We start from the raw sequence: 18,007 nt of genomic DNA on the forward strand, positions 1-18,007 counted from the left end.
AGAAAAATTGCAGCGGCTTGTGGAAGATAATTTATGACACGTTTATGCCACAGTGAAGTGAAAAACCAAGTACTCTATATTCCAACTTGAGTGTGTAACTAATTGATTTATAAGGATAAAAAATGGCGCGCCCGGAAGGATTCGAACCTCCGACCCCCTGGTTCGTAGCCAGATACTCTATCCAACTGAGCTACGGGCGCGTTGATTGGCGGAGAGAGAGGGATTCGAACCCTCGATGGGATTTCTCCCATACTCCCTTAGCAGGGGAGCGCCTTCGACCACTCGGCCATCTCTCCAATCAATGGTTGCCGAGTATATCAGGTATTTAGCGGGCGTCAATAATTCCATGATAATAAAGTTCTTTATGCTCATTTTACAGTGGTCAAAAGAAATCTTTTATCACGATTAAGGTATAGATTATTTTAAATCCTGCAGTATCAAAATTCATCTATCTGTGTTATCAAATTGTTAGGAAAAGGACTTTGAAGGCTATTTATGTGGTATATATTATTATTTCAGCAATTAGCACAATTGATTTGCCCTGAGCAAAAGGAGCAAGCAGCTGATTACATAACAGATCTGCTTAGGTTTATAAAGAATGATATAGAGGATCAACCAAATTTTGAGGCTATGTTCTTATTTGGATTCATGAATGCTCTAAATCAATACTATCAAGCAATAATACAGTCTAACATGACTGTTTCGTTGAATCAGTTTGCAAGGCATAGTCTTGGATTAGCAATTCTCTATTATAAATACACAGATGATAAATCAGTATACTGCAGTGATTTTATAACAGTTCTTTCTAAACGGAAAATCTATTCAAACCTTGGTTTGCAGCGTGAAATAAGCAGGCAACTCTTTGAATACATAGAGGGTGCAAGTCATGATCCTAATATCACACCATTTGCTAAGATTACTAGTTACTCAGATTACGTTGTTAATAGAGAGAAAATTAAAAATGCTTTGTTTAAAAATCAACTCATTGACATTGAAAGAGAAGCATTCAGTCTAGTCGATCATTCTGTAAAGACAGATCTTACAGAAACCTGTTCTGTCCTTAACGATTTGCTCAATCGATCAAAAGATCAAAGCCAAATTTTGAGAGGTCTGTCTAAGTTTCTTTCTTCATATAAAAATAGAGATCATTTATTTGATGGATTTATCCAATCAGTAGAGTTAGAAAAACTCAAGTTGAGCTCATTGGTTATAAAAGAACCTGAGTTGATAAAAGTGGAGATATCTCTTGATAATAAAAGAATACATAGCCAGCTGTCTCTTAAGAATTCATACATTGAGTTGATTCAGAGAAAATTAAGACCTTATATCGACGAGGTGGGTAAAACTAAATTCTCTGTATTTAATCAAAAGCCAATTTGTGAGCATAAAGAAGAGGTAAAAAATATATTACTGGGTATATATAATGGTAAATTCAAGACAGTAGATGGTGTTCTAGCAGAGCTTTCCAAAATAGACATATCAAATCCTGATGATAGGTTGTTAAGAATAAGAAGAGACATAAGAAGAGCCTGTTCCCACACAGGCAGTGAAGCAAACTACCTTCGACCAACTGCCTCCTCACTTGGACATTGCTCCTAATTACTGCTAATCTAACATACTATTTTATATCAGTTATAAATTTGTAAAATCCACGCCCCAACAAGGAGGATGAATGAAACACCAGTCAAACATAAGTGGTCGTGATGTTTATGTTGTTGATGGAAGCAGAACGCCATTTTTAAAAGCAAAAGGTATAGGACCATTTACTGGCTCTGATTTGGCGGTAGCGGCTGGAACTGCATTATTGAATCGTCAGTCTTTCGATCCATCGGAGCTCGATGAAGTCATTATTGGTAGTGCAATGCCAGGACCTGATGAAGCCAATATTGCCCGTGTAATTGCCTTAAGATTGGGATGTGGTGATAAGGTTCCTGCATTTACAGTGATGCGAAATTGTGCCTCAGGAATGCAAGCATTAGATAATGCAGCCATGCAAATATCTAGTGGTCGTAGCAATTTAGTTCTTGCTGGGGGTACTGATGCAATGAGTCATGCACCATTATTGTTTAATGAGCAAATGGCTGGTTGGTTAGCTAGTTGGTTTTCAGCAAGAAGTGTAGGCCAAAAGGTTGCCTTAGTTACAAAATTTCGCCCATCCTTTTTAGCACCAGTCATAGCATTGTTAAGAGGCCTTACTGACCCAATTGTTGGTTTAAACATGGGACAAACAGCAGAGAAGGTTGCTTTTAGATTTAATATCACCCGTGAGCAAATGGATGATTTTGCAAACCAAAGTCACTTAAAGTTAGCCCAAGCTTACGCAGAACAAAGAATGACAGAAGTTGTTCCTATGATCGATAAAAAGGGTCGTGTTTATTTGCAAGATGATGGGTTTCGTGCTGACTCTAATGTAGAGAAGCTTGCCAAATTAAAACCTTTTTTTGATAAAAAATACGGTATGGTGACACCAGGAAATAGCTCTCAGATTACAGATGGAGCTTGTTTACTGCTTCTAGCCAGCGCTGAAGCTGTAAAAAAATATAAATTACCTGTGATAGGTCGTATTGTTGATTCACAATGGTCTGCACTTGATCCCTCTCAAATGGGATTGGGTCCTGTACATGCTGCAACCCCCATATTAGAAAGACAAAAGCTAAAACCATCTGATTTGGATTGCTGGGAGATTAATGAAGCCTTTGCTGCTCAAGTTTTAGGTTGTTTTGCTGCTTGGGACGATGAAGAGTATTGCAAAGAGCAGCTAAACCTACAAAGTGCTTTAGGTGCCCCATCATTAGAAAAATTAAATCGTGATGGAGGTGCAATTGCAGCCGGACATCCAATTGGAGCAAGTGGGGCTAGAATAGTGTTGCATGCTCTAAAATCCATGGAACAACGAAATGAATCACGGGGTATGGCTGCTATATGCATTGGTGGTGGGCAGGGTGGCGCTATGTATCTTGAGCGAGTGACAGAGGTGAAAGGACATGAATAATTATAAACATTGGAATTTACAGCGTGATAATGATGCCATACTGTGGTTAGGGCTAAATAGAAGTGACACTAGCGTAAACACAATTAATGTTGAAGTTCTGGATGAGTTAAACAGCTTATTGCATGAACTATCTCATGATAAAAAGGCAGTAGGACTCGTTATTTTTTCTGAAAAGGAAAAGGGATTTATCGCTGGTGCTGATGTAAATTCATTTACTCAATTTAAAGATTCTTCTGAAGCTGTTGAATTCTTGCAAAAAGGTCAATCGGTTTTTGCAAGATTACATACACTACCTTTTCCAAGTGTTGCAATGATCGATGGTTTTTGTATGGGGGGAGGATATGAGCTTGCTTTAGCCTGTACTTATCGAGTAGCTTCTGATGCGCTGGATACAAAAATTGGCTTGCCTGAAATTCTGCTTGGAATTCATCCCGGTTGGGGGGGGACTGTTCGCTTGCCTCAGTTGATCGGTGGCTTCAAGGCATTGTCGCAAGTGATATTAACAGGTAGTGCTATTCACTCTGTCAAGGCAAAAGCACTAGGAATGATTGACGAAGTTGTCCCTGTACGGCAACTGAAAAGGGCGGCCATCTATTTTATTAAAAACAAGCCACTGAAACATCGACCTTCACTGATTGAATCGTTTACTAATCTATCACTTGTTAGAAAACCTTTGGCTTACTTAATGAGACAAAATGTTGCAAAAAGGGTGCGTAGAGAACATTATCCTGCCCCATATGCAGTGATTGACTTATGGGAAAAAGACGGTGGTTTTAGTGACAGGGCTTATTTGAAAGAAGTTGAATCCATCGAGCAATTGGTTAAGCAAAATGACACGTCTAAAAATTTAATTCGTGCATTTTTGCTGAGAGAGCGTTTAAAAGGATTTGCAAAGGACAATCAATTTACTGCCAAACATGTGCATGTGATTGGAGCAGGTGTCATGGGTGGAGATATTGCGGCTTGGTGTGCTCTTCGTGGATTAAGAGTTACTTTGCAAGATAAATCCTACGAGCAAATTGCTCCAGCAATTGGACGAGCTTATTCTCTGTATAAAAAGAAACTGCGGAAACCAAGATTGGTACAAGCAGCCATGGATAATTTAATTCCTGATCCAGAGGGGCATGGGGTTTCTAAAGCAGATGTGATTATTGAGGCAGTCTTTGAAAACTTGGCTGTTAAGCAAGAGATTATCTCAGCGGTTGAAAAACAGGCTAAGAAAGTGGCTATTATCGCAACAAACACATCAAGTATTCCTCTTGATGAGATCAGTACCGCAATGAAAGATCCAGATAGATTAGTTGGTATTCATTTCTTCAATCCAGTAGCACGAATGGATTTAGTGGAAATAGTTAGCAGCTCATCAACCAGTAAAAAGGTTCAGCAAAGTGCTTGTTCGTTTGTGAATCAGATTTCTAAGTTACCTTTACCTGTTAAATCTAGCCCAGGTTTCCTAATAAATAGAGTATTAATGCCTTATTTAATGGAGTGTGTTCAGCTATTGGATGAAGGCTATACTGCCGAATCCATTGATGAAGCCGCTTTACAATTTGGTATGTTTATGGGACCTGTTGAGCTGGCAGATACCGTTGGAATGGATGTGTGTTTAGCCGTTGCTGATAATTTAACAAAACACTTTGGTGGAACTGTACCACAGAAACTCCGTGATTTTGTTAAAGCAGGCAAGCTTGGCAGAAAGACCGGTGAAGGTTTTTATAAGTATAAAAACGGTAAACCTGTTAAAAAAACGGCCCCTAAAATTGTTGACCAAGCCATTGCAGATCGTTTAATACTACGTATGGTTAATGAGGCTGCAGCCTGTTTGAGGGAAGGTGTTGTAGCTGACTCAGACCTATTGGATGCAGGAATGATATTTGCCACTGGTTTTGCTCCATTCCGGGGTGGTCCAATGAATTATGCGAATGATTTTGGTAAGGATAAATTGGAAACTTTATTCAAAACCTTTGAGTCTAAGTATGGAGATAGGTTTAAAGTTGACAATAGTTTATAGCTGAATCGCGTATATGTTACAGAAGGTGACGTACCCCATTGGGGGCCGTCACCATGATAGGGCGGGCAATAAACTAGCTTCTGATTTTAATCCATTTAAGCCAATAATAAGCAATCAATACCAATGCAAACCCCGCAATAATATCACTCGGATAATGCCAGCCAAGCAATACACAGGACATGATCAGTAATAAGTTTATTAACCCTAAAAGCATACAGGGTAGCCTCCAATTCTTGATTAAATACACGCAAAGAATAGCCCAAACCGTATGAAATGATGGCATTGCAATCAGCCCTCCTTCATTCGTTGTAGGAGTCTGATGGTGATGGATTTGGAAAAATTTAAGACCTGTATCGACTTGTTCAGGTAGGAAAAGACTACTATCAAGCATACTTGCTGGTGCAGTTGTAGGGAAAAAATAGTAAATCATAAAACCTATTAATGCAGTAATCAGCATAAGCATGAAATACTCATTTAAAACAGTGAATTGACCTGATATGATTACACAGAGTGGTAGAATGCTCATCTGATAAGGTAAGCTGTCATAGATTATTGAGAGAATTAATTTAAAAATGGGGTACTCACACAACCATTGCATTATGGCAATAAGGTTGATTCCTAATGAGTTTTCTAGTTTTATTATTTGCAAATCAATGGGTTTAAATGGCGTGAGCTGAACTGCATTGGTAGCCAAAGCAATAATGCACATTACAGTATAAAAATTAATGAGCTCCAATCCAGAGTGACTCATTCGATTCTTTTTGCCAAACAAAAGTAATAAACCAAAGTAATTTATCAGTAAGATTAATGCGATATAGAAAGTACCATCAGGAAAGTAATTATTACCGATATAATTGAATTTGAAGTGATTAACAAGCAGAGCTATTATTGATAGGGCAACTATTGTGCCCCCTATGAGTATAAAACTGTGTAATCTAACTTCCTGCATGATCCAACAATTGTTCAGCTATTTGAATAGATTCTTTTTCTTTAATCGCATTATAAATTTCTTCACGGTGAACGTTAATGGATCTTGGTGCATCTACTCCAAATTTAATATTGCCATTCTCATGTGTTTTAAATGCTAATATTTTCACAATTTTATTCGAAAGACGAATAATTAGCGGTTCTTCAAATTGAAGATTTATAATGTCCATTAAAAGCCTCTTAAAAAAACAGATTAAAGCAGAGTGTAGATAAAATTGAATATGGAACGGTAACTCAAATTACAGCTATTTGTCACTATAAATCGTTGTAAAACCTATAATTTAATTAGAAATTTGAATCATGAAACCCTCTGTGGGCAAACAAAAAGCACATGTGTTTTTTTAGAAGCACCCCCAAAATTATCGATTAGAAAAATTCTTCAAAAATTTTTCTAGAGCTGCTGCTGGCATAGGTTGACTTAAGTAATTACCTTGCACTTGATGACAATGTTGATTTTTAAGAAATGCCATTTGATCAGGAGTTTCAACACCCTCTGCTAGAACTTTAAAATTGAAACTCTCCGACATTGCGATAATGGCCTCAATCATCGCTTCATCGTCTTTTGAGTTTTCGATATTATTAATAAATGAAGGATCAATTTTAAGTCGATTAATGTGGATATGTTTGAGATAATTAAAAAAGGATTTTCCTGTACCGAAGTCATCTAACACTATTTTTATGCCAATATCATACAACTGGTTAATCATGTCTATCATATCTAGGTGAGTCATTAAGATATTTTCATTAATTTCAAATTCCAAAATTTTAGGAGAAACTTTATATCGCTGGAGTATTCGTTTGACTTTCATTGCAAAATTATTCTGCTTCAATTGCTGAATAGCAATATTTACTGAAACGCACTTTGGTGAGATTTTTTTTTCTTGCCAGACCTTAATTTGCCGACATACTTCATGCAATACCCATTCACCAATGGGTATAATCAAGCCAGAGTCCTCAGCTATTTTCATGAAATCAATTGGTGTTAAATCACCCTTAGTAGGATGTTTCCACCTTAATAGAGCCTCTACAGATAATAAACAGTGATTATTGATATCAAATTGAGGTTGATAAACTAAGTAAAATTCGTTTTTTAGGATAGCCTGATTGAGCTCCGATTCAATTTTAAAGCGATTTTTGGTTTGTTTATTGAGTTCTTCTGTATAAAATTGAAATTGATTCCCGCCATGGGCTTTAGCTTGGTACATCGCTAAGTCAGCATTCTTTAATAGTTCATCAACACTAGTACCGTCCTCAGGACATAGGCTAATCCCAACACTAGCTGATATGTTAATGTTATGTCCTGCAATTGAAAAACTATCACGAAACGACCGAAGAATCTTCGTTGCTATATTTATAGCATGCTCTTCTTTGGTTAAATCAGGCGTTATCATAATAAATTCATCACCCCCAAGGCGTGCTAGCGTATCTTCTTTTCTGACGAGTGTTGAAAGACGTAATGAAATAAGTTGTAGTAAAATATCACCGGTTGAGTGACTTAAGCTATCATTAACTAGCTTAAATCGGTCAAGATCGATGAACAGAACAGCTGAAATTTTACCATTTCGATGTGTTCTATCTATAGCATTCTTTAGCCTATCAATCACAAGTAGCCTGTTAGGAAGTCCAGTAAGCATATCATGTGATGCTTGATACTCTAATTTATATTGCAAGTTTGCACGTTCTGTAATGTCATGAAAAGTCCATATATAACCTATCGTTTCGTTATTTAATTGATGAGGCTGTACATAGCATTCGATGATACTGTTGTTTTTAATTTTAACGATCAACTTGTTTTTTAATTCATTGGTCTTCACCATGAATAAATTAAAAGCGTTATTAGAATGAATGATTTCCTTTTCCATTAATTGATGAATTTTTTTAAAGCTTTTTGTTTTAATTAGCTTTTCAGGAATATTCCATAGGGTTAAAAAACGATGATTATAGTCGATGATTTTATTTTTTAAGTCGATAACTAACAAACCATCAGCAGTAGAGTCTAAGGTTGAACGAAGAAGTGAGACTGATTGATGTAATTTGTCAGTCCTGTCATCGACTGTTTGGTTTAGCATTTCAGAGTAGCGTTGCACATTTTTAGATAAGATCCATTTTTTGGTTAACGATGAAATAATCTGACGTAAGGCCACAGCATCAAGTGCATTATTTAAGATTAAATAGTTATCACCCATACCGAGTATCCGTACTGTGTGATCTTGATTATGTTCAGAATAACCCATGTTGATGATGATTTGTGTTTCTGGGTCCAACGTCCATATGTTTTTTATAGATTCTATCGAGTTGGTTTTTAATGGTGTATCGATATTATAAAATACTAAGGCATATTTTTTACTTTGACTAAAAGCATCAACCATCTTATTAATTCCTGCCTCAATATCTGAAGCGACATCAATAATAAGTTCTGGAAAATGATAATTGGTATCAATGGATGAATGCTTGTGACTTCCTTCTATCTGGTAGAAAAATTGATCAACATTGTCAAGAAGTTGAGACTCTTGTGACATGGTAAGAATCTGAACTAAATTATGATCCATAGCCTGATTGTCGCCAATAATTAATATTCTTACTTCAGGATCAGTCATGCACTTACCTTATCATGGATCGAATAAATCTAACCAAAACTTGTTTTCACTTAGATATTGGTTGGTTAAAATTTATTCAGCTATGTTACTATTCAGTATAGAAAATCAAACTAAATAATCAAATTTAAATCTGATTATGATTGTGTATAAAATACAATAGGACTATAATAAATGGTTTTTTAACCTTGCCTTACTGAAACATGATTCGGAAGGCTATATCCATAAGGAGAAATCATGAGACATTATGAAATTATGTTTCTTGTTCACCCCGATCAAAGCGAGCAAGTACCAGGAATGGTAGAGCGTTATGAAGGGATAATCACTAAACATAATGGTAAAATCCATCGTAAAGAAGACCTAGGACGACGTCAATTAGCCTACCCAATCAATGATGTGCATAAAGCCCACTATATTCTTATGAACGTTGAATGCAGTTTGGATGCACTCAATGAAATTAAAACAGCATTTAAATTCAATGATGCAATTTTAAGAAATTTAATCACTCTTCAAAAGCAAGCTATTACAACTGAGTCTGTGCTAATGAAGAAAGAAAAAGAAACTAGAGCTGCTTAAGGGGAGTGTACAATGTCTGAATATTTTCGTAGAAAAAAAATGTGTCGTTTCAGTGCTGAAGGTGGTAATGAAATAGATTATAAAGATATTAATTTACTTAAAAATTATATCTCAGAAACGGGTAAAATTGTTCCAAGCCGAATTACTGGAACACAAACTCGCTTTCAAAGACAATTGGCTAAAGCAATCAAACATGCCAGATTTGTTGGCTTGCTACCTTATTGTGACAGCCATAGATAAGATATACATCCATGCAAAAGGGTCAATTTTTAACAAATCAATGCAAAACACTTCTAGATAACAAGAAGAATGCAATATTGTGGGCAACTATTTTATCGGTTATCCCATTTGCATCCTGGTTGTCTGTCGCATTGGTTTGTTTAGTTACTTTAAGGAAAGGTGCAAAACCTGGTTCTGAAGTATTAGTCCCTGCAATGGTGATACATTCTGTGCCTTTATTAATGTTGTTTTCTTTGAAAACAGTTCTTGTGAATGTGCTTATTGGGTATTTTCCAAGTTATTTAGCAGCAATAACTTTGAGAAAGACAGCTAAATGGCAATATGCTTGTGGAGCATTGTTTATACAATGTTTGATAGGTTTTGGATTAATTCAATTATTAGCACCTGGATTTGTGGCGAGTCAGTTTAATCACTTTAAACAGATATTATCCCAATTTCAAGAATATCAACAAGTTATTGAGTACAGCACTGAAGGCTTAAGCTTAGCTAGTTTGGCACAATTATTTTTCGGTATACAGATTCTAAGCGTGATCATTTCTTTAATGATTTCTTTAATCGTAGCCCGATCAATACAATCACGTTTATTTATGCCTGGTGGTTTTAACCAAGAAATGCTCGAGTTTCGTGGTGGTAGATTAGCATTTTTACTTTTAATAGCTGTTGGAATAGGGGCTTATTTTCAAGTACCTGTTGCAACGAATTTATTACCACTTACACTGGCGTATTTCTTTTTATCAGGTTTTTGTTTGGCCTATTACATTTTGGCTAAAAAATGGCAGTTTAGGGTTCTCATTTTATTGAGTTTATTATTGATACTCAAACCCTTCTCAGTTGCATTTGCCTTAGTCGTAATTGGTTCAATTGATAGTTTATTTAATATTCGATTATACCTCCCTGCAAGGGCGAGTGAATCAACATAAAGGGGTATACTGATGGAAGTTATATTATTAGAGAAAGTTCGTAATTTAGGAAATCTTGGCGATAAAGTTCACGTTAAGCCTGGGTATGGAAGAAATTTCTTAATTCCGCAAAATAAAGCGGTCTTTGCTACTGATAAAAACATTGAATTATTCGAACAGCGTCGGTCAGAGTTAGAGAAAAAAGCACAGAAGTCATTGGCTAGTGCTGAGCAAAGAGCTGCAAAATTAAATGACATAACACTAGTTATTAGCGCTATGGCAAGCGACGAAGGTAAGCTTTACGGTTCAGTAGGTGTCAATGAAATCAAAGACGCTTTAGTCGCGAAAGAAATTGAAGTAAGTAAACGTGAAATTATCATGCCTGAAGGTGCTTTGCATTCAATAGGTAATTTTGAGGTGGAAATTCATGTACACAGTGATGTGATAGCTAACCTTAAGATTGAAATTGTACCCGCTAAGTAATATTCCAATTTGACCCTCTGCTCTAGCAGGGGGTCCTATTTCCTACGCATTTATAGTATAACCCATCCTAGAAAGCATTATATTTGAGCAACATGAATTCAATATGATCTTTATATTTGACTTGATGGCTACAAGTGCCTAAAATGCGCGCTTTGTTGTCATTAGGGAGTCATTTCATGTCACGTTCAAAGATTAATCATAAGAAACAGAATCAAGTAAGTCCAATACAACAGGAATTAGACCGGTTTGAAAACGTTGCTCGATCTCTATTTGATTTATTACTTAGAATGAATAAAGACAATGCTCAAAAAATAGAGACTTTATTAATGGATTATCAAACCTTAAGTACTAGCATTGATCGTAAAATGAATGCATTAAGCCATACCCAAAAAAAACAATTAATTGAAATACGTGAAATCATTACACCCGAGCAACGCCGGGAGCTTAAGCAACACCTAAAGCGATTTAAGGACCAGAATTTAAAAGAAGAAGCTCGTCAAAAAATGCAAAATGTCTTAAGAGATGAGTCCATAGAGCAAGCTAGACTAAAAATTGCTGAGTTAATGCTCGAAATCGAAGTTCTAAAAAACAATTTTCTTAAAATTGATTTAAACCATTCAGCAACTATTGAACATGATTTAAGAGAATATAAACAAAAAAGAGCAGAGATTGCTCAGGAAATAAGCAAATTAGATGATGCCGAGCGTGTATCTCGATCAGAAGAGCTAAGGCTTATTTCAATGGAAGTGAATAAGCATTACGAAAAGATAATCTCTCAGATAGAATCAGCAAAAAAAGCCGTTAGAAAGGTGGTAGGTGATGCATCGAATAGGGTCAATCAAATGACTTTAGATAAGGCATTAACACTAGCCCAAGATTCAAGAGAAGAGAACGGCGCTCATTTAGAAAAAAGCCCTCAACTATCGCTTTTCATGAGTAAACAGGATATTCAAGAACATTCCCAAGTAAGTTTACCCTTATTGAGTATGTCACCGCTGGATTTTCAGACTCATCTACTCAGTATAATAAACCATGAGTTAGCTAATTCACCCTCCGATAAAACAGTGGTCGCCGTTGCAGGGTTACTTCAAGCCATTCTAGGCAATGTTTCTCCGCTCATTGAGGGTCATAAGACTCATTTTTCAGTTATCTATGAATTGAATGGAGTAATTTCTTCTTTACACATTGGTTTAGCTTATTTATTAAATGACCCGGAAGCATACATTACTGAAATAACTATGGCGATGTTAAGACAAGGGGTAGGAGAGCAACATCGAGTAGCCATGACTTTATCCTCTCCTCAAGAAATGTCTGCTCTTACGCATCTTGATGGTCAAAATGCTCAAAAGCTGGTAAGGGGTAAAAGTCTACAATATCTTACAAACCAAGTAGTGCAATCAGCGGGAAATCATTTGGCATTAACTTCTGTAGTTGGTAGAGAAGTTGAAGGAGGGGAGTTAATGCGTGCAGCTGAGAGTGTTAGCCAGGAAACTCCACCAGTGCATTTTCAAATGGAGCAATTAGTTGACTTAACGAAGATTGCTTTAATCCTAATTCATACAAGACAAGCTCTCATTGGTAGACCAATGAACCAACGCGATGATGAAATTGAGTTATCGCCTCGTCATTCATTACCCATAATGACAAAGAGAGCGAAGCTTCCAACTGTTTTTGAAGAAGAAGTTGTGCATCCACATCAGGTTGTTGTACTCAATCAAGAAATACATTCGGATACGATGAGAACTAGACCACAACAAGCGATGGTTACTCCCAAACAACAACTCAGTACACAGAAGCCCAAACATGAGTTACCTCTAGAAGTGGAGTCAAGCCAGATTGATGAACAAGAACGTAGTCGACAAAGGGATAATCAAAGATTAGCGCTAGAGGCTATTGGAAGGAAAAAGCGTGACTTAGCTCGGAAAGTCACTGAATACAATCAAAAGATACTACATATAACATCAGCTCTTGACGATCTTGATTCATTGTATTATCAAAATGACGCGGTCATTTTGGTAAGAGATGAGTTTAAAAGGGATATCATTGCGGCACTGAATGCCTATAGAGATAGATTATCGTTTATTATACAAAATAATTATGAGTATGATTCAATTAAAATTGATAATGATATTAATCAAGCTGGTGATACTTTCTTGATGGCATGTTCTACCGCGTGTAAAACAGTTGCTGATAACAATAGCTTTGATTATGACGTAGAGTTTAGTGAGTATTTTACTGACTTCATGAAGCTTTTGGCTAATATAGTATTATGGGTAGGAAATTCTTTGCCTTATAGAACAAACAGAAATCAATTTTTCGACTACGCAAACTCAAAATCTGCTCATGCACAGTTTATGTCAATTCAGCGGAGCATAGATGAAATTGATGTTCAGCATACTCCTATTTTGGCATTCTAAACAATGAAATGAAGCGTGTAGGTTGGGGAAAACGACTCAACCTACGGTTGATTCCTTATGAATGGTAGTGATGTCCCCAAGAGTGGTGGGAACTTCCCCAATAATTCAGGCTTAGTAGTCCGCCAACTACAAGAAAATAGGGATTCGTTAACACTTTTCTATCCTGAATTAAGCAACGCTAATATGGACTACTAAAGTATTGGTTTGGTTGATTTTAGATTTTTATGCTTTCCATTTAATATTACACCCAAGGCTAGGCTTTTGTTCAATGTCGACTGACTTATCCTGTAATACGCAATCCAAGGCACGTCTTATTGAGTCACCTGTAACAGGAACTCCATTACCAGGTCGAGAGTCATCCAATTGACCTCTGTAAACTAAAGACAATTGGGAGTCAAAGACATAGAAATCCGGTGTGCAGGCTGCCTTATAGGCCTCAGCAACCTCCTGCGTTTCATCAAACACATAAGGAAAGGGATATCGATTCAATTCTGCACTTTTCTTCATTAAATCGGGCGAGTCATCCGGATAATTGACTATATCATTTGAATTAATTGCAACAAACTGTATTCCCTTCGGAATGTAATCATTTGCTAATCGAGTTAACTCTTCGTTGACGTGTTTTACATAGGGACAGTGATTGCAAATAAACATAATTACTGTGGCTTTGTATTTGTTGGTATCACTTATCTTAACTCGATGACCTGTAGTTACATCATTAAGTTCAAAATGAGGCGCTTCAGTGCCTAATGGCAGCATGTTTGAGGGGGTTTTTGCCATGTTTAGATTCCACCTAAAAAAATGATGTTATACAGTGAAAAAAGTGCGACGATGGTATTAAGAATTGCCCAAATGAAGGCGGCTGGTTGATCATTAAATGCAGAATAGTATCCATAAATAGCAATACCACAACTTCCTAATAAAGAGATAGGTTGATTGTTGTAGGCGAATCCTATTGAAAGCAGCGCAATACCTAATATACCAATAAAAAGAAAAAAGTTATTTTCCTTACCAATGAGTAAATAAACAACGAGTAACTGTGTACATAATAACAGAGGGAGTGCAAATTGAGTATACGGACCTATGTTAAGTAAAATTGCTGAATGCCCTGCGCCCAAAATGAGCTCAAGAGCTATAAAATAGTATAATTTATAATGAATGGCTACATAAAGCAGTAGAATAGATCCAGTGACGTAATATTTCTGAGGGGTAATTTGCATATGCCCATAAATGATTATGAGAGATGCAAATGCCCCTAGAGTTAGGTATCTTAAATCATAAGATGATTTAGTCACTTATCACCATTTTAGATAGATTCCTTTTGCAACAGAGTCCTGGATAACTTCATTTTGGGTCTTATTGAATGAGATCCAATAGTTTCCCATATTACTTAAAGCAAATTTTACTCGTGGATATTGACATACTTCAAGAACATCGCGGCAGTCAACCGCTGAGGTGTTTTCATCAGCATGCTTATAGCATTTGAAATTAATGTTCTTAACATCCGAAGCAAATGCTGCCCAACTCATGGGTTCTAAAGTCGCTTGGAGTGGTGGGACCATAAATGCATCAGAATTATCAAATCGTTCTAATTCTATGCGGGTATCAGAGCGATTTTGAATAAGATAGTAGGTTTGCACCCCTGTCTCATTTAAAATAAGATTGTTATTGCTGTAGCCAAATCCGGTGACCTCACAGCCTCGGGGAAATGTTGAAGCAGCATGGTTAGCTGTAGTAGTTAGCAAGCAAACTGATAATAGCAATGTATTTAAGTAATTCATGAAAGACATAATTTCCTCAGCAAACAAATTTTGATTGCTATTTTAAATATTAATATTACAAAGTCCAGGGGGTATTCATAATTCTATCGGATTAGTTGATTTTATTTATTAAACAATTAACCCTTATGCGCATGAACATATCCAGTAGTAATGGATATCCTATTTATTCGCATTTATCTTAGCTTTTATCATAGGGTAATACGTTCTATAAAAGCTAAGGAATAAATACATGCTAATATAACCTAATGATAAAATAACCCATATTTGGTTCATTTGTGGGTAGCTAATAAGAAGACATATTGAGCTTATTCCATAAATTGCTGAGCAACAATGCATAAGTATTTTTAAAAGTTTAGAGTCCGTTAAATAATCTAATCTTGAGGGATATACATACTTTACGGGTACGAAAATTAATACACAAAACAATACCAGTAAAATTGTGTTAGCCAGAACTGAAGTGTTAAATAGATACATGTAGAAAACAGCGATATTCCAATAACAAGGAAATCCCTTAAAAAAATGATCCGGCGTTTTGGCATCATCCTGGCAAAATTGGTAAGCTGAAGTAATGGTAATTGCTGCAATAATGTAGATCACGTAATCGTGTGGTAGCATGTCAGGTTTAACAAGCAAGAAGAAACAGGGTGTGATAACATAATTTAAAAAATCGACAATATTGTCCAGCAAAGCACCATCAATTTTAGGTAGAACGGTTTTTACATGCACCATTCGTGCAAGGCTGCCGTCAACCGCATCAATAAAAACAGTGATACCCATCAACCATAAAGCAAACACATACTCGTGTTGATATATCTTATATAGACTAAAGACTCCCAGACTAGCTGCACTAGCAGTAAAAATATGTACCAACCATGCTGCTAAATATTGGATCATTGTGTAAGGTGGAGAGTTTGAATTCATAGGATTCCTGGAGTTAATAAACAAAATTTCATTAACATATTGATTTTGAATACTGTTCTTTATTATAAAGTGTTCTAGAATATAAAAATACTACCAATTTTCAAAAGCAAAGTGCAAGCTGAGTAACGAATTTTGTTAATTTAGGTGGATTATTTTCGTGTTTAGGTCCCTTTATTTAGTTTATTTGGTGGAAAAATGGAAATACAAACAATTAATCCTACAACAGAAGAAGTTATTCATACGTACACATGCTTAACCAGTGAGCAAATTAAAGAACGCATTTTAAGAAGTCAAGAAGCCTATTTAGAGTGGAAAAAATTTACATTCGACCGACGTAAAGTGTTCATGTTAAATCTAGCTGAGATTTTGCGATCAGAAAAGGACGAGTTAGCGATACTTATGGCTACTGAAATGGGTAAACCAATTACAGCAGGACGTGCTGAAATTGAAAAATGTGCTGGGTTGTGTGAGCACTATGCTGAGCATGCAGAAGAGTACTTGCAGCCAAGAATCATAAAAACAGAAATGAAAAAGTCTAAGGTATGTTACCAACCACTAGGAATTGTTTTTGCTATTATGCCTTGGAACTTCCCATTTTGGCAGGTGTTTCGCTTTTCAGTACCGACGCTCATGTCTGGCAACGCAGCAGTGTTGAAACATGCCCCAATTTCATCAGGAACTGGAAATAAAATTGAAGAGTTATACAAACGGGCGGGTTTTCCAGAAGGATTGTTTCAACATCTTATTGTAGATAATGAGGGTGCGGCGGAGATTATAGAAAACGAACATGTCATTGCTGTTACCTTGACTGGAAGTGAGAGAGCAGGAAAGAGCGTTGCTACTACAGCCGGCAAACAACTCAAAAAATCAGTATTGGAGCTAGGTGGTTCAGATCCCTATGTTGTTTTGGAAGATGCAGACCTCTCGTTAGCATCTAGTTGTATAGTCGCCTCTAGATTAAATAATACAGGACAGGTATGCATAGCTGCGAAAAGAATCATCGCAGTTAAATCAGTGGTTCCAATGCTGATCGACAAAATTAAGGAAAAAATGTCGACCTACACCATGGGGAATCCACTAGAAGCGACTGTTCAAATTGGACCGATGGCAAGAAAAGATTTGCGAGATGAATTGCATGCTCAAGTAGAAAAATCAATTAAACAAGGTGCTAAATTATTGCTTGGTGGTATAATCCCAACTGGAAAAGGGTATTTTTATCCTCCAACGTTGCTTGTGAATGTTAAGCCTGGAATGACTGCATTTGAAGAAGAGTTGTTTGGTCCTGTTCTAGTAATCATTACTGCTGAAGATGAAAAAAATGCAATTCAGTTAGCCAACTTAACTAAATATGGGCTAGGTGCTGCTGTATTTACTCAAGATTTAAGTAAAGGGGAACACATCGCAACTTATGAGCTTGAAGCGGGTGTTTGTTTTGTTAATGCATTGGTAGCCTCTGATCCAAGATTACCCTTCGGAGGAATAAAGAAATCGGGGTATGGCAGAGAGTTGTCAAGGGAAGGAATTTTAGAGTTTGTTAATACAAAAACAGTTTCCATCAATGAATCCAGATAATATGCAATGCACTAAATTAATTTTTATTTCAGCAGCAAATCAGGAAATGCTTTGCTATGAACAAAATAAATTGATCGCTAATTATCCTGTTTCCACAGGAAAAAATGGTTTGGGTGAACTAATAAATAGTGAGCGTACTCCTCGTGGATGGCATAGAGTATACTCTGTTATTGGAACAGAGTTGCCGGTGAACTCCGTGTTGGTATCAAGGAAATGGACTGGTGAAATCTATTCAAAAACTCTGGCAAAGCAATTCCCAAGCCGCGATTGGATTTTAACACGAATTATTCAGTTAGATGGTTTAGAGCCTGGTCGAAATAGAGGAGGAGACGTAGATACGTTAAAGCGATACATCTATATTCATGGTACTCCAGATACTACCGAGTTAGGCGTACCTGGCTCACATGGATGCATAAGAATGAATAACCAAGACGTCATCAACATTTCGGAGTGGGTTAGTACAGATACGTTAGTTTACATTGAATAGGTTTTTTGACATCTTAATGATTGATGCTTATTGGCACAATTTCGTGA

At 36.5% G+C, this 18,007-nt stretch carries 17 protein-coding genes and 2 tRNA genes; 10 read left to right on the forward strand and 9 right to left on the reverse strand.

Going from position 1 to position 18,007, the window contains the following annotated elements; translation table 11 throughout:
* Positions 1–123: 123 nt before the first annotated feature.
* Together Lwal_RS15195 and Lwal_RS15200 are read right to left on the reverse strand one after the other, a co-directional pair.
* Positions 124–200: transfer RNA gene (locus Lwal_RS15195), tRNA-Arg, on the reverse strand.
* 6 nt (positions 201–206) lie between these two features.
* Positions 207–296: transfer RNA gene (locus Lwal_RS15200), tRNA-Ser, on the reverse strand.
* Positions 297–495: 199 nt separating this feature from the next.
* On the opposite strand from Lwal_RS15200, the gene Lwal_RS15205 reads away from it, so the two are divergent.
* The 3 genes from Lwal_RS15205 to Lwal_RS15215 all read left to right on the forward strand — a co-directional run bounded on the left by Lwal_RS15205 (position 496) and on the right by Lwal_RS15215 (position 5,003).
* A complete protein-coding gene (locus Lwal_RS15205; protein ID WP_058481640.1) occupies positions 496–1,599 on the forward strand; it encodes a hypothetical protein in 1,104 nt (367 codons plus the stop codon).
* Positions 1,600–1,672: 73 nt separating this feature from the next.
* Positions 1,673–2,992: an acetyl-CoA C-acetyltransferase gene (locus Lwal_RS15210; protein WP_058481641.1), complete on the forward strand. Its 1,320-nt coding sequence runs from the start codon at positions 1,673–1,675 to the stop codon at positions 2,990–2,992.
* Positions 2,985–5,003: a 3-hydroxyacyl-CoA dehydrogenase NAD-binding domain-containing protein gene (locus Lwal_RS15215; protein WP_058481642.1), complete on the forward strand. Its 2,019-nt coding sequence runs from the start codon at positions 2,985–2,987 to the stop codon at positions 5,001–5,003. Before Lwal_RS15210 ends, Lwal_RS15215 begins: the two co-directional genes overlap by 8 nt.
* A gap of 73 nt (positions 5,004–5,076) precedes the next feature.
* On the opposite strand, the gene Lwal_RS15220 is transcribed toward Lwal_RS15215, so the two are convergent.
* From Lwal_RS15220 to Lwal_RS15230, 3 genes are all read right to left on the reverse strand, one after another.
* The gene (locus Lwal_RS15220) at positions 5,077–5,952 is read right to left on the reverse strand and encodes a phosphatase PAP2 family protein (protein WP_058481643.1); all 876 of its coding nucleotides are present in this window, start codon (positions 5,950–5,952) and stop codon (positions 5,077–5,079) included.
* Entirely contained in the window at positions 5,939–6,160 is a 222-nt protein-coding gene (locus Lwal_RS15225) for a carbon storage regulator (protein ID WP_058481644.1), read from the reverse strand. Before Lwal_RS15225 ends, Lwal_RS15220 begins: the two co-directional genes overlap by 14 nt.
* A 189-nt stretch (positions 6,161–6,349) precedes the next feature.
* Positions 6,350–8,587: a bifunctional diguanylate cyclase/phosphodiesterase gene (locus tag Lwal_RS15230; protein ID WP_058481645.1), complete on the reverse strand. Its 2,238-nt coding sequence runs from the start codon at positions 8,585–8,587 to the stop codon at positions 6,350–6,352.
* Positions 8,588–8,821: 234 nt separating this feature from the next.
* Here Lwal_RS15230 and rpsF point away from each other — a divergent pair, with 234 nt between their 5' ends.
* The 5 genes from rpsF to Lwal_RS15255 all read left to right on the forward strand — a co-directional run bounded on the left by rpsF (position 8,822) and on the right by Lwal_RS15255 (position 13,199).
* A complete protein-coding gene (gene rpsF / locus Lwal_RS15235) occupies positions 8,822–9,160 on the forward strand; it encodes a 30S ribosomal protein S6 (RefSeq protein ID WP_058481646.1) in 339 nt (112 codons plus the stop codon).
* Positions 9,161–9,172: 12 nt separating this feature from the next.
* Complete coding sequence (gene rpsR, locus Lwal_RS15240; RefSeq protein WP_058481647.1) at positions 9,173–9,400, forward strand: 30S ribosomal protein S18; 228 nt, start codon at positions 9,173–9,175, stop codon at positions 9,398–9,400.
* Between the two features lie 11 nt (positions 9,401–9,411).
* Complete coding sequence (locus tag Lwal_RS15245) at positions 9,412–10,320, forward strand: hypothetical protein (RefSeq protein ID WP_058481648.1); 909 nt, start codon at positions 9,412–9,414, stop codon at positions 10,318–10,320.
* A gap of 12 nt (positions 10,321–10,332) precedes the next feature.
* Positions 10,333–10,782: a 50S ribosomal protein L9 gene (gene rplI / locus Lwal_RS15250; protein ID WP_058481649.1), complete on the forward strand. Its 450-nt coding sequence runs from the start codon at positions 10,333–10,335 to the stop codon at positions 10,780–10,782.
* Between the two features lie 176 nt (positions 10,783–10,958).
* Positions 10,959–13,199, forward strand: a complete 2,241-nt coding sequence (locus tag Lwal_RS15255) for a hypothetical protein (RefSeq protein ID WP_058481650.1) — start codon at positions 10,959–10,961, stop codon at positions 13,197–13,199.
* A 222-nt stretch (positions 13,200–13,421) separates the two neighbouring features.
* Here the strand turns inward: Lwal_RS15255 and Lwal_RS15260 are convergent, their stop codons facing one another.
* From Lwal_RS15260 to pcsA, 4 genes are all read right to left on the reverse strand, one after another.
* Positions 13,422–13,979: a thioredoxin family protein gene (locus Lwal_RS15260; protein WP_058481651.1), complete on the reverse strand. Its 558-nt coding sequence runs from the start codon at positions 13,977–13,979 to the stop codon at positions 13,422–13,424.
* Between the two features lie 2 nt (positions 13,980–13,981).
* Entirely contained in the window at positions 13,982–14,494 is a 513-nt protein-coding gene (locus tag Lwal_RS15265) for a hypothetical protein (RefSeq protein ID WP_058481652.1), read from the reverse strand.
* Positions 14,495–14,497: 3 nt separating this feature from the next.
* On the reverse strand, positions 14,498–14,980 hold the full coding sequence (locus Lwal_RS15270) for an enhanced entry protein EnhB (protein WP_408607269.1): 483 nt from the start codon (positions 14,978–14,980) through the stop codon (positions 14,498–14,500).
* Positions 14,981–15,139: 159 nt separating this feature from the next.
* Positions 15,140–15,901 carry a phosphatidylcholine synthase gene (gene pcsA / locus Lwal_RS15275; protein ID WP_058481654.1) on the reverse strand — a complete coding sequence of 254 codons (762 nt, stop codon included), beginning with the start codon at positions 15,899–15,901 and terminating at the stop codon, positions 15,140–15,142.
* A gap of 195 nt (positions 15,902–16,096) precedes the next feature.
* On the opposite strand from pcsA, the gene Lwal_RS15280 reads away from it, so the two are divergent.
* Together Lwal_RS15280 and Lwal_RS15285 are read left to right on the forward strand one after the other, a co-directional pair.
* Positions 16,097–17,473 carry an NAD-dependent succinate-semialdehyde dehydrogenase gene (locus Lwal_RS15280; RefSeq protein ID WP_058481655.1) on the forward strand — a complete coding sequence of 459 codons (1,377 nt, stop codon included), beginning with the start codon at positions 16,097–16,099 and terminating at the stop codon, positions 17,471–17,473.
* Positions 17,460–17,960, forward strand: a complete 501-nt coding sequence (locus Lwal_RS15285; protein ID WP_269458299.1) for a L,D-transpeptidase — start codon at positions 17,460–17,462, stop codon at positions 17,958–17,960. The genes Lwal_RS15280 and Lwal_RS15285 overlap by 14 nt, the downstream gene beginning before the upstream one ends.
* Positions 17,961–18,007: the final 47 nt, after the last annotated feature.

The sequence above is a fragment of the Legionella waltersii genome, from assembly GCF_001468085.1.
GTDB lineage: Bacteria > Pseudomonadota > Gammaproteobacteria > Legionellales > Legionellaceae > Legionella > Legionella waltersii.